The sequence below is a fragment of the Candidatus Methylobacter oryzae genome (genome assembly GCF_003994235.2).
Lineage (GTDB): Bacteria > Pseudomonadota > Gammaproteobacteria > Methylococcales > Methylomonadaceae > Methylobacter_A > Methylobacter_A oryzae.
Map to the genome: position 1 here is coordinate 73,820 of NZ_RYFG02000111.1, position 11,413 is coordinate 85,232.

13 protein-coding genes are annotated in these 11,413 nt (G+C 48.7%); 3 read left to right on the top strand and 10 right to left on the bottom strand.

The genetic code is table 11. From position 1 onward, the window contains the following. Nucleotides 1–48: 48 nt before the first annotated feature. From EKO24_RS16555 to EKO24_RS16575, 5 genes are read right to left on the bottom strand one after another with little or no spacing between them, the layout of a single operon-like run. Nucleotides 49–534 carry a TlpA family protein disulfide reductase gene (locus EKO24_RS16555; RefSeq protein WP_127027815.1) on the bottom strand — a complete coding sequence of 162 codons (486 nt, stop codon included), beginning with the start codon at nucleotides 532–534 and terminating at the stop codon, nucleotides 49–51. A gap of 60 nt (nucleotides 535–594) precedes the next feature. Beyond that, the gene (locus tag EKO24_RS16560; RefSeq protein WP_127027814.1) at nucleotides 595–1,014 is read right to left on the bottom strand and encodes a YeeE/YedE family protein; all 420 of its coding nucleotides are present in this window, start codon (nucleotides 1,012–1,014) and stop codon (nucleotides 595–597) included. Between the two features lie 4 nt (nucleotides 1,015–1,018). Further along, nucleotides 1,019–1,456, bottom strand: coding sequence for a YeeE/YedE family protein (locus EKO24_RS16565; RefSeq protein ID WP_127027813.1), 438 nt, complete (start codon nucleotides 1,454–1,456; stop codon nucleotides 1,019–1,021). 47 nt (nucleotides 1,457–1,503) lie between these two features. Continuing rightward, nucleotides 1,504–1,929 (bottom strand): protoporphyrinogen oxidase HemJ, encoded by a 426-nt coding sequence (gene hemJ, locus EKO24_RS16570; protein WP_127027812.1) that lies wholly within the window; start codon nucleotides 1,927–1,929, stop codon nucleotides 1,504–1,506. 3 nt (nucleotides 1,930–1,932) lie between these two features. Next, the gene (locus EKO24_RS16575) at nucleotides 1,933–2,421 is read right to left on the bottom strand and encodes a peroxiredoxin family protein (protein ID WP_127027811.1); all 489 of its coding nucleotides are present in this window, start codon (nucleotides 2,419–2,421) and stop codon (nucleotides 1,933–1,935) included. Between the two features lie 209 nt (nucleotides 2,422–2,630). Here EKO24_RS16575 and EKO24_RS16580 point away from each other — a divergent pair, with 209 nt between their 5' ends. Next, complete coding sequence (locus tag EKO24_RS16580; RefSeq protein WP_127027810.1) at nucleotides 2,631–2,975, top strand: DUF4870 family protein; 345 nt, start codon at nucleotides 2,631–2,633, stop codon at nucleotides 2,973–2,975. 79 nt (nucleotides 2,976–3,054) lie between these two features. On the opposite strand, the gene EKO24_RS16585 is transcribed toward EKO24_RS16580, so the two are convergent. Next, nucleotides 3,055–3,339, bottom strand: coding sequence for a hypothetical protein (locus EKO24_RS16585; RefSeq protein WP_127027809.1), 285 nt, complete (start codon nucleotides 3,337–3,339; stop codon nucleotides 3,055–3,057). A gap of 385 nt (nucleotides 3,340–3,724) precedes the next feature. Here EKO24_RS16585 and EKO24_RS16590 point away from each other — a divergent pair, with 385 nt between their 5' ends. Next, entirely contained in the window at nucleotides 3,725–5,974 is a 2,250-nt protein-coding gene (locus EKO24_RS16590; protein WP_241674591.1) for a glycoside hydrolase family 3 N-terminal domain-containing protein, read from the top strand. 135 nt (nucleotides 5,975–6,109) lie between these two features. Then, nucleotides 6,110–7,396, top strand: coding sequence for an L-fucose:H+ symporter permease (gene fucP / locus EKO24_RS16595; RefSeq protein ID WP_127027808.1), 1,287 nt, complete (start codon nucleotides 6,110–6,112; stop codon nucleotides 7,394–7,396). Between the two features lie 73 nt (nucleotides 7,397–7,469). On the opposite strand, the gene pyk is transcribed toward fucP, so the two are convergent. The 4 genes from pyk to EKO24_RS16615 all read right to left on the bottom strand — a co-directional run bounded on the left by pyk (nucleotide 7,470) and on the right by EKO24_RS16615 (nucleotide 11,324). Then, nucleotides 7,470–8,924: a pyruvate kinase gene (gene pyk / locus EKO24_RS16600; protein WP_127027807.1), complete on the bottom strand. Its 1,455-nt coding sequence runs from the start codon at nucleotides 8,922–8,924 to the stop codon at nucleotides 7,470–7,472. Nucleotides 8,925–8,975: 51 nt separating this feature from the next. Further along, nucleotides 8,976–9,638, bottom strand: coding sequence for a TlpA family protein disulfide reductase (locus EKO24_RS16605; protein ID WP_127027806.1), 663 nt, complete (start codon nucleotides 9,636–9,638; stop codon nucleotides 8,976–8,978). A 10-nt stretch (nucleotides 9,639–9,648) separates the two neighbouring features. Next, complete coding sequence (gene pfkA / locus EKO24_RS16610; protein WP_127027805.1) at nucleotides 9,649–10,638, bottom strand: 6-phosphofructokinase; 990 nt, start codon at nucleotides 10,636–10,638, stop codon at nucleotides 9,649–9,651. Between the two features lie 107 nt (nucleotides 10,639–10,745). Then, nucleotides 10,746–11,324, bottom strand: coding sequence for a DUF4124 domain-containing protein (locus tag EKO24_RS16615; RefSeq protein ID WP_127027804.1), 579 nt, complete (start codon nucleotides 11,322–11,324; stop codon nucleotides 10,746–10,748). Between the last annotated feature and the right edge of the window lie 89 nt (nucleotides 11,325–11,413).

Below are 11,413 nucleotides of genomic sequence, written 5' to 3' on the forward strand. Positions count from 1 at the left end.
TTATCCGAGGTTTAAAAATGTAACTTGTCAGTCATGGAATGGGCGCATTTACTTCAGAATCTTGGCGAACATTTGCTGATAATCTTCTTTTGACAGCACGCCGCTAACGCCGGTGCGCTGATGCGCTTTATCGAAAAAATAGGTTCTGGGCAATTCGCCATACCATTTCGGATCGATTTCAAATTGCAGCTTCTGGGTGTTCTCATCGGCATAAGCCCAGTTTTCAATATCGAATAACTGGTATTTTTTCAGGATTTGCCTGACTTGTTCGCTTGCGGACGGCTCATCCGCTGCCAGCATGATTATTTTTAGTTCCGGTTTGCTTTTGTGAATGTTGCTCAACAGTTCCATGTCTTGCAGGCACGAAGGGCAGTTGATGGACCAGATCACCAGCATGAATGGCCGGTTAGCGTTGGCGGCTAATATTTGCTGATAACTTCCGAAGACGAATGGAGACAGTTCGGCGTGTGCCGCACCGTTAAAAACATTTAAAAAAATGAATACGATGCTTAGGAAAGTTTGTTTGAAGCTCATGTTGGTTCCTATGTCGATTTGTGAAAGTTTGGGTAACTGATTTTTGTAAGTGCCGGTAAACTATCTGTTATTTTGTTGTTGAATGACTTTATATAAAACCATTCCGGCCAGCATTGACACAACAAATATCATTGCTTTGGTTTGTCCGGCGGCAGCGCTTACAACAGCCGGTCCGGGGCAAAATCCCGAAAGTCCCCAGCCGATGCCAAAGACCAAGCTGCCTGCCAGCAAACTTTTATCGATTTCGGTGACGTTGGATAAGCGCATTGGCTCCCCCAACAAACTGCGCTGGCGTTTTTTAGCGATAGTAAAAGCCCCGGCTCCAATCGAAATCGCTCCGCCCATTACAAATGCGAGAGACGGGTCCCAATCGCCGGCTAAATCCAGAAAGCCGATAACCTTGGCCGGATTGGTCATGCCGGAAACGATAAGGCCCAAGCCGAATATGAGTCCAACCAGAAAAGCATTAACATTCAGCATAATTTTAGAGTCCCAATAAATGGCGAGTCAGATAAACGGTAATAAAACCTGCCAGCATGAAGCTCAGCGTGGCGGCAATGGATCGTACCGATCCCCTGGAAATGCCGCATACGCCGTGGCCGCTGGTGCAGCCTGACGCATAGCTGGTTCCAAGGCCTACCATTAATCCGGCAATGATCAATTGCACGGTGCCGGCATCGATAGTCGCAGCAGGCAAGTCGGATGCAAGTTGATAAATGAATGGCGAGGCTGCCATGCCAAGAACAAACAATATTCGCCAGAGCTTATCGCCGCCGTCGGCTTGAATCAGGCCGGACAGGATGCCGCTGATGCCGGCAATCCGGCCGTTTAGCAGTACAAACATTGCAGCGGCTAGGCCGATTAATAAGCCGCCGATAAGGCCGGCAAAATAGGGGCTGTGGAGAAAGTCGGATAGATTCATGTGTATTCTTTAACGTTTGATTGCGATAGTTTAAAGCATTTGTCTAATCAAAAAGGCTTAACCACGGCCAGGATAATGATGCCGACCAGGAACAAAACCGGCACTTCATTCATCCAGCGATAATAAACATGACTACGTTGGTTGCGGTCGTGTTTAAAATCAAGCAGGCACAAGTAGCAATAATAGTGATAAGCCAGCGCCAGCGCGAGCAGCGCCAGCTTCGCGTGCAGCCAGCCGGCATGCGCATAAATATCCCAGTCGTAAGCGACCAGCATCCAGATGCCGAACAGGAAGGTCGCTATCATGCCCGGCGTCATAATGCCGAAGAATAGTTTGCGCTCCATCACCTTAAAACGCTCGTTGCTGATCTCGTCATCGCTCATTGCATGATAAACATACAGGCGCGGCAGGTAAAACAGGCCGGCAAACCAAGTAACCATAAAAATCAGGTGTAACGCTTTTAGCCAGAGCATGGGCTATCCTTTTAGTAGTGATTCAATAGTTGTTTTCATCGTTGCGATGTTAAAAAGGCCGATTTCTTGTTTAACGACGGCACCGTCCGGGGCAATTAAGAACGTGCTGGGCGTAAACATGATGCCGCCGAAAGCTTGGGCGTGTTCCGAGCTTAAATCCAGCGCCACATTGTAGGGCAACTGCTTGGCTTTAGTCATATCAACGACGTGATTCGGCGGGTCGTAATGCATCGCAACGGCAACCATCTCAAGACCGGATGCATGGTACTGGTTATACAGGTCGATTAAATCCGGAATTTCTTCGATGCAAGCAGGACAGTCGGTTGCCCAGAACGTAACGATGACCGGCTTGCCGCGTAAGTCTTTTAACGCGATTTTTTGTCCGGTGAGGGTCGTGAAAGTCACGTCCGGAGCCGAGGTAATGGTTTTGCTACAGGCTATTAAAGTCAGTAGTAACAGTAATAAACCGGAATATCGGTATTTGGTTTTCATGGGGTTTGATCGATTGAATGACTGGGAATGGCGACAAAATAACATATCCAATTTGGAAAACCATAACAACTCCGGTTTATCGGCTTTTGGGCAAATCTAATTTGTGCGCTTATAGAGATGTTATTGCTTGTCTGAAGATTGGTAACCAGCAAAAACCAGTGTAATATCGCTCCTCGCCTTCCATGAATAATAAAAGAGAGCAAGCATCAATGACTAACCCAATCACCGCAGAAGCCGAAAAATCGGCAATCACTCTTACCCATGTTATCTACGGACTCTATGCAGCGTCTTTTTTCGTCGCTATTACCGCAATAATTGCAATGGTGATGAACTATGTCAAACAAGACGATGTGGCCGGAACATTTTTGGAGAGTCATTTTCTTTGGCAGATCAGGACTTTCTGGTTCGGAGTGCTTTGGGGGGTGTTGGGAGCAATCACGGCGTTTTTTATTGTGGGCTGGTTTATCCTTGCCGCTAACGGCATCTGGATTATTTACCGCATAGTCAAAGGTTGGTCCCGGCTTAACGACGGCAAGCCAATGTACATTGATTAACGATAAAACTAAAAAACACCAGTTGCTATTTTATACGACTGGTGTTTTTATGTGATTGAAACGAAAGGATATTGCGCGGTTACTTTTCTTTCGGATCTTTTTGGTTTTTTTTATTCGTGTTTCCTGAATCGTCATGGCTTTGTTTAAAAGCTTCGTCACATGCTTTTAGAGCTGCATGATCTTGAGCGCTTTGCACGCAGCTCAGGTTTCTCTGGGCAATTTGTACTTTTTCCAAGACGATTGCGATTTGACGTTCTTTTTCCGCCTGAAACGCCGCGTCATCGCTATCCGCAATCGCTAGTGCCGGAACCGCCAAGCCCAAGCTATAAATGACGGCTAATAACATTGATTTTGTAACGTTCACAGTTCCTCCTCAATAATCTTGTCTTGTAATAACTTAAAGAATCTTTATACCCAAGGGCATAAGTAGGGTTTGAGCGGACAAGCCGCCCAACTCGGCTTTATTCTCACTCTACTACCCAAAAAACTACGCCGCAAAACTCCGCATGTCAAATGAATAATTGCCGCGGGCAAAGCTAATTCAACTTGAGGCAAGCTGTTATCACCGGTATATTCCCAAGGTTAAAACCCGGGAGTCGGAAGCCGGCGCAAACCTGGGCAATAATGTTTTTTGTCGAAAACCTCTGGCGCGGCTTAGAATACGAACACTGCCGCTCATGGTTATCCTTCGTCCGCGGTTCGGGATGTTTAACCATGTATTCAATAATTAATAAGCGAAGGATATTAAATTGCAAACCTTACCTATTATTTTAATTTTAATCCTGTCCGCGATAGCCGGTCGTTCTGTAAGTGCGCAAGAAACCGACAAAGCCATAGAAAGTAAAGTTAAACATCTGCTGTCGCAAATGACGCTCGAAGAAAAAGTAGGGCAGATGACGCAAGTCGATTTTTCCGTCATTGGCGCTCCTGTTAGCGGCGATGAATACTCGGACGGTGCAATCGATCAGGCCAAGTTGGAAGATGCGTTAATAAAGCATCATGTCGGTTCTATCCTTAATGCGCCGTCTATTCCGAATATCAAAGCGCAGCCTGTCGATACTTGGCGGAAAATCATGCGCACGCTGCAAGATACAACGGCGAAAACCCGCTTGAAAATCCCTGTCATTTACGGTATTGACGCGATTCACGGCGCGACTTATACAGAGAATTCTGTGCTGTTTCCGCAAGCTATTAATATGGCGGCAACGTTTAACCCGGAACTGTCTTTTAAAGAAGGCGAAATTACCGCAAGGGAAGTGCGCGTTTCCGGTTTGCAATGGAATTTTTCTCCGGTAATGGATATCGGCCGCCAACCGTTATGGCCTAGACTGTGGGAAACTTACGGCGAAGACGTGCATTTGGCGACGGCAATGGGAGAATCTTATATTAAAGGCCATCAGGGCAACGATTTTTCGGCTGCCGATAAAGCGCCTACCTGTTTAAAGCATTATGTGGGTTACAGCTATCCGCTTAACGGCAAAGACCGGACACCGGCCTGGATAGGCGAAAGAATGCTGCGCGAATATTTCCTACCGACATTCGCAGCCGGCGTAAAAGCCGGGGCGCCTACGGTAATGATCAACTCGGCTGAAGTCGACGGCATTCCGGGACACGCCAACTATCAATACCTGACTACGATTCTGCGCGGCGAACTCGGTTTTAAAGGCTTTACCGTGTCGGATTGGGAGGACATCAAGCGGCTTTATACGCGCGACAAAATGGCCGCGTCGCCAAAAGAAGCGGTAAAAATCGCGGTGATGGCCGGCGTCGATATGAGTATGGTGCCGTTCGATTTTTCTTTTTACGATTTATTGGTCGAGCTTGCTAAATCGGGCGAAGTGCCGCTATCGCGGATCAATGAAGCCGTGTCCAGGATATTAAAAGTCAAATATCAGGCAGGGCTGTTCGATCCTAAGCCTTTGCCGGTGGTGGAAGACAATTTTGCCGCGCCGGAAGCGATAGAAACCAGCCGTCAGGCCGCGCGGGAATCTATTGTTCTTGCGAAAAACGATCGTAATATTTTGCCGCTAAAAAAAGACGCGAAGATTTTGCTAACCGGCCCTACCGCTAACTTACTAAGCGTGCTGAATGGCGGTTGGACGATTACTTGGCAAGGATCTGCCGAGAATTTATATCCCCAGGATAAGCTCACAGTATTGGAGGCTCTGCAGAGAAAATCCACCGGCAAGGTTACTTATATTGGCGGCGATTCCTTTAATGCGCCTATCGATATTCAAAAGGTTGTCGATGAAGCCAAGAACCATGACGTTATTCTGCTTAGCCTCGGCGAGAATACTTATACCGAAACGCCAGGCAATATCGAGTCGCTGAATATCGATCAGGCGCAAGTCGATCTTGCCAATGCCGCGATTGCGACCGGTAAGCCGGTCGTGTTGCTGACTTTAGGCGGACGGCCGCGTATTATCACATCGATTGCGATGCGCGCTTCCGGCGTTATTTTGGCATTCTTGCCGGGTATGGAAGGCGGCGAAGCGATTGCCGATATTTTATATGGCGACTATAACCCCGACGGTAAACTGCCTATTTCCTATCCGCGCAATACCAACGCGATCACGCCGTATGATTACAAGCCGACTGAATCGTTCGATGTGAACTTCTACACGCCGCTTTATCCGTTTGGGCATGGCTTGAGCTATACCTCTTTCGAAACCAGCGGCTTAAAGGTCGCGAAAGACAAGGTCAGAATGGGCGAGAATATCAGTGTCACTGTTAACGTTAAAAATACCGGCGCATTGAAGGGCAAAGAGTCCGTATTGCTTTACATCAATGATGTCGTTGCCTCGGTAACCCGCCCGAATAAACAGCTTAAAGCATTTAAAAAGGTTGAGCTGAATCCCGGCCAAACCGAGAGCTTGAGCTTTACTTTAACGCCGCAGGATTTGTCGTTTATTGGCGTCGATCTTAAACGAGTCGTGGAACCGGGCGATTTTAAGGTCATGGTCGGCAATGAAACCGTTGGTTTTACCGTGACGAAATAAAACAGGAGTGCAAGCTTTGCTAGGCGGCAGAGCGCAGAATTTGCAGGCGAAGCCTGCACTCCAGCCTGTCTTGTCGATGGCGAACTTGCCGGGCCATCGACGCATTGAGATGATGCAACTTATCTAAGCGAAATTATGATTACTCCAACTGACTCTACACATAGCGCCGATAAAAATCCTTATCTCGGTTCTCTAAGCGTATTAACTTCGCTGTTTTTTATCTGGGGTTTCATCACTTGTCTGAACGACATCCTGATTCCGCATCTGAAAGCGGTGTTCACGCTGAATTATGCGGAAGCGATGCTGATCCAGTTTTGTTTTTTTACCGCCTATTTCGTCGTATCCATTCCGAGCGGATACCTGGTCGAAAAAATCGACTACAAAGGCGGCATCATTGCCGGCTTAGCCGTTGCCGGCCTCGGTTGTTTACTGTTTTATCCGGCCGCAAGCCTACATTCTTATCCGTTATTCCTGGCTGCATTTTTCGTGCTGGCATCCGGCATTACGTTGTTGCAGGTCGCGGCAAATCCGTATGTCACCATCCTGGGCAATCCGGACACAGCCTCCAGCCGCTTAACGACGACTCAGGCGTTTAACTCGCTGGGTACAACGATTGCTCCGTATTTCGGCGCGCTGTTTATTCTGGCTACTGCCGTTAAAACGGCCGATGAAATTAAGCTGCTGGACAGTGAAGAATTATCGGCGTATCAGGCCGCACAAGCAGCTGCGGTACAAAATCCCTATTTATTGCTTGCTGCGGTTTTGTTTGCCGTAGCGATTATTTTTACATTGATCAAACTGCCTAAAATTGAAAGTGCCAAGCCGCAGGTTTCAGCTGTCGAGGATGATGTTCATGCCAGCGCTTGGGGCTATAGGCATCTGGTTTTAGGTGCAATCGGCATTTTTGTTTATGTCGGCGGCGAAGTGTCGATAGGCAGTTTCCTAATCAATTTTTTGGGTGAGCCTTCTATCGCGGGGTTGGCGGAACAGGATGCCGGCAAGTATGTGTCGTTTTACTGGGGCGGGGCCATGGTCGGGCGATTCATCGGCGCGGCAGTCATGCAGCAAGTCCAGCCCGGCAAAGTGCTTACGTTTAACGCGGTAACGGCGGCGCTGTTGGTTTTAATAACCATGCTTGGAAGCGGTCATCTGGCGATGTGGACGCTTCTTGCGGTTGGCTTATTTAACTCGATCATGTTTCCCACTATTTTTTCGCTCGCAGTCAGCGCCTTGGATAAGCACACGGGGCAGGGTTCGGGAATATTGTGCGCGGCCATCGTCGGCGGGGCTATCCTGCCGGTTGTGCAAGGATTATTCGCCGACCGGATCGGCATTCAACTGGCGTTTTTCATTCCGGCTCTTTGTTACTGCTATATCGCTTATTACGGCTGGAAAGGATACAAGCCTGTTGCAATAAAATGACGCAGAGCTCAGTAGCGCTACGGTTATTTTGCGTTGTTGTTCAAACAACGCAATCCACCGTCTAAAAAAAATATCAAAGCGTCAGCATGGTAATAGTCGGCGAACTCAACTGGTCGTCCTGGTGAAAGCCACGGACAACAATCACATTATCGCCTTCATTCGCCAACCTTGTTGCAACGGCATGATGACGAGCCAGCTTATTAGGATGGGCATGACCGGCATCTTCCGCGTGGATCGGTATAACGCCCCAATATAAATTCATCCGTTGGCAAACCCATTTGTTCGCGCTAATCGCGATAAGCGGTGCGGCAGGTCTTGCAGAACTCAGCGTAACTACCGACATTCCGCCGCTGGTAATGCTGACGATGGCTTTTGCATTCAGGTCGAAGCAAAGCTGGGCGGTCGCGTCTGCAACCGCGTCGCCGAACGGCAGCGGTTTAACTTCATTATCCCTGTGGGCCATTTTGCCGAAAATATCCTGTTCCTTCATGAATGCCTCGGTTTGTTTGATGACCCGGGACATTATTTCAACCGCTTCGACAGGAAAATGCCCCGATGCGGTTTCGCCGGACAACATGACCGCGTCGGTAGAACAATAAACCGCATTGGAAACGTCGGTCACTTCGGCGCGCGTCGGCCTGGAGTTTTCTATCATCGATTCGAGCATCTGGGTGGCGACGATGACCGGTTTGTTGAATGCCCTGGCAGTCTTGATCAGCTGGTGCTGGGCAATCGGTACGTCTTCCGGGTTTAATTCCACGCCCAGATCGCCTCGCGCGATCATGATCGCATCGGCGGCTTTAATAATTTCCTGGCCATTCAGCAAGGCTTCCGGTTTTTCAATTTTGGCAATGATATGCGTGTCGTAGCCGCCGGCGACAATCAACTGGCGCAGGTCGTTAATATCTTCGGCTTTTCTGACGAATGACAGCGCCAGGTAGTCGACGCCCAAGTCCAGCGCAAACAAGGCATCGGCGCGGTCTTTATCGGTCAATGACGGACAGGAGACATTAACGCCGGGCAAGTTGATGCCTTTGTTGTTCTTTAGTTCGCCGCCGTAAATGACTTCGCAGCGAATGTCCTGCTTGTCTTTTTCAAGAACCTTGAGTTCGAATTTGCCGTCGTCCAATAAGATACGGTCTCCGACTACGACATCGTCAGCCAGGGCGGCGTACTGGCAGGGAATCAGATTGTCCTCGCCAACAACGTCGCGTGTCGTTACTACGACTTGATCGCCCTTATTAAGGATAATGCTGCCGTTTTTGAACCTGCCGGTTCTGATCTTGGGGCCGCAAAGATCGGCAAACACGGTAATGTGTTGATGCAGCTTTTCAGCCGCTTCCCTGATCAGCCGGTACAGCTTGCGGTGGCTTTCGTGTTCGCCATGGGACATGTTCAGCCTGAAAACATTCGCGCCGGCTTTAATAAGATTGTAGATAACCTCGGGGTTATCCGAAGCAGGTCCCAGTGTGGCAATGATTTTTGTTTTGCGGCTGGACAGTTGGGGAATGTTAACGTGAATAAGCATTTCATGTTCCTTGTTAGGTTTTATCGAGCGCAGTAACTGAGGTGGCCAAAATTACTCCTGCATTAATTCCAATATTCGAGCTTCCAGGTCGGAGGCGGGGCCAAATCCACAATCCCTGAGAACGCCTTGCTTGTCCACCAGAATATGGGATGGCGTGCCTTGTAAGTCAAAACGTTCGAATGTTTCCGCATGATAATCAAGCGACTGCAAATAATTCCGTACTTGCAGCCTGATCTGTTGTTGGCGTGTTCGGGCTTGTTGCTCGAACTCAGGGATATGCTCCCGGATGAAGTTTGCAACAACGTTATCGTTCACGTCGCCGCGCTGCCTGACCAAGCTATCCATCGCCAACGGGAAAGGGATGCGATAGGGCAGGCGGCCTGCTGCATTTAACCGGCCTTGTTCGCTTAGCACTCGCAATGTTTCACCGACTACCTCGCCGTGTTCGGCCAGACGGATCAGGTTTTCAAGAGTGTTTTCATCGAAATCCTCAAACGCGGTAGCGACGCCTAATACCGCTAAGCCGCGTTCTGAATATTTACGATATAAATCTACCGCTTGCGGCAGCGCGTATAAAAAACATCCCGGGCAATTAACCTGGAATATTTCAACCAGCACGATTTGACCTAATAGCCGGTCAAAATTTATTTCAGTTCCTTGAATCCAATCGGAAACCGATAATAACGGAGCTTTTTGGCCTAGTCGGGCTTTCATCGGCGAGCGTTTAGATCGCTAGAGCGCGAATTAACTCGATCTGCGCATCGTTAGATTCGTTTTTCCCTTCCAGGCAGGCCGATAAAGGAACCATTTCAATTTCGCCTTTATTAAAAGCGGTCACATGGGCCCGCAGTCCTTGGTGTAACGCTTGGACGGCGGCATAGCCCATTTTGGACGCAATAAAACGATCCGTTGCGGTAGGGCTGCCGCCGCGTTGGATATGTCCCAAAATACAGGCGTGGACGCTGAGATTATATTTCTTCATTAGCGTGTCCTTGATTTCATAAGATAAACCGGCTTTTTCGCCTTCGGCTACGATGATAATCGATGAGGTTTTACCGCGCTCATTGCCTTTATTAATGCCGTCGACGATTTTTTCGTAGTCCACGGTCTGGTTCGACAGCACAACATGCTCCGCGCCGGTGCATATGCCGACTTGCAGTGCAATAAAAGACGACCTGCGCCCCATGACTTCGACCAGGAAGGTCCGTGCATGGGCCGAGGCGGTATCCCTGATATTGTCTACCGCGTTGACGGCAGTTTGAACGGCGGTATTGAAGCCGATCGTGTATTCCGTGCCGGAAATGTCGTTGTCAATAGTGCCGGGGATGCCGATGACCGGAATGTCGTGTTCCTTGTGCAAGGTCATTGCGCCGGCGAAAGAGCCGTTACCGCCGATCACGACCAGGCCTTCGATATGTTTTCTGGCTAAGATGTGCGCGGCCTCCTGCCGGATTTGGGGAGTATGAAACTCAAGGCAGCGCGAGGTGTCGAGAATGGTTCCGCCGCGCTGGATGATGTTGCCGACCGACGACAGGCTGAGCTTGTGTATGTTGCCTTCCAGCAAGCCCGAATAGCCTTTGTAAATGCCGTAGACCTCAATACCGAGGCCGATAGCGGTCCTTACGACCGAACGAACCGCCGAATTCATGCCGGGGCTATCGCCGCCGCTGCACATTACCGCCAAGGATTTTATTGTTTTATTATTAGCTTCCATATATGTGGGACTGTTGGGTGGTTTATGTCGTGCTTATTGTAGTTTATTCCGAATAATCTACGATCTAGCTCTTTATGCTTTCGGTTCCAGGATGATGTTTGGGTTAGCTATCTCACTTTAAAAATATATTGCTTACTGCCACTCTCTCTATCTTTATCGGGCCTTGTTTCAGTTTGATCGTGTTGGGAATCCGGGAAAGTTCTCTTATTGAAATCATGTTGATGATAAGGCTTGCCTGGCGGATAGGCGGGGAAAGATTGAAAGAGAGGGTAAGCCGGAATGGATTGATAACTTGGATAATAGGGTTGCAGGTAGAGAGGGCGCTGTTCCATTGCGTCCGCTTGGCGTTTTGCTTCATAGGCTTGTTGACGTTGATATTCCGCACTTTGTCTCAATGCTTCAAGGGAGGCTTTTCTGTCTCGTTCGGCTTGAAGTTCTTGTTCGATCTTGGCTCTTTCAGCCTCTCGCTTGGCAAAATCTTCTTTCCAAGCCTTTAGTTTGGCCTCTTCCTCGGCAACTTTACGTGGATCTGTTTTTTGAATTTCGATGGTTTCCTGTTTTTCAGCAGAGTCGCAGGGCTTGGATTGATAGATTGTTTTGCCGGATTTTAGTTGGCACTTAAAAACCTCATCTGCTTGTGACGATGCGGTGAGTAGGATCAACAGAATAAAGAATATCTTTTTCATTAGAAGTTACGCATTGACCGCTGGTTAATATTGTGGATTGAGCTGGTCTTTGCCGGGCATAAAGCCGGTGATGAACGTGGCGATAACCT

Coding starts and splice junctions, on each gene's coding strand:
- EKO24_RS16555 (WP_127027815.1), bottom strand. CDS start 534: ATGAGCTTCAAACAAACTTTCCTAAGCATCGTATTCATTTTTTTAAAT.
- EKO24_RS16560 (WP_127027814.1), bottom strand. CDS start 1,014: ATGCTGAATGTTAATGCTTTTCTGGTTGGACTCATATTCGGCTTGGGC.
- EKO24_RS16565 (WP_127027813.1), bottom strand. CDS start 1,456: ATGAATCTATCCGACTTTCTCCACAGCCCCTATTTTGCCGGCCTTATC.
- hemJ (WP_127027812.1), bottom strand. CDS start 1,929: ATGCTCTGGCTAAAAGCGTTACACCTGATTTTTATGGTTACTTGGTTT.
- EKO24_RS16575 (WP_127027811.1), bottom strand. CDS start 2,421: ATGAAAACCAAATACCGATATTCCGGTTTATTACTGTTACTACTGACT.
- EKO24_RS16580 (WP_127027810.1), top strand. CDS start 2,631: ATGACTAACCCAATCACCGCAGAAGCCGAAAAATCGGCAATCACTCTT.
- fucP (WP_127027808.1), top strand. CDS start 6,110: ATGATTACTCCAACTGACTCTACACATAGCGCCGATAAAAATCCTTAT.
- pyk (WP_127027807.1), bottom strand. CDS start 8,924: ATGCTTATTCACGTTAACATTCCCCAACTGTCCAGCCGCAAAACAAAA.
- EKO24_RS16605 (WP_127027806.1), bottom strand. CDS start 9,638: ATGAAAGCCCGACTAGGCCAAAAAGCTCCGTTATTATCGGTTTCCGAT.
- pfkA (WP_127027805.1), bottom strand. CDS start 10,638: ATGGAAGCTAATAATAAAACAATAAAATCCTTGGCGGTAATGTGCAGC.
- EKO24_RS16615 (WP_127027804.1), bottom strand. CDS start 11,324: ATGAAAAAGATATTCTTTATTCTGTTGATCCTACTCACCGCATCGTCA.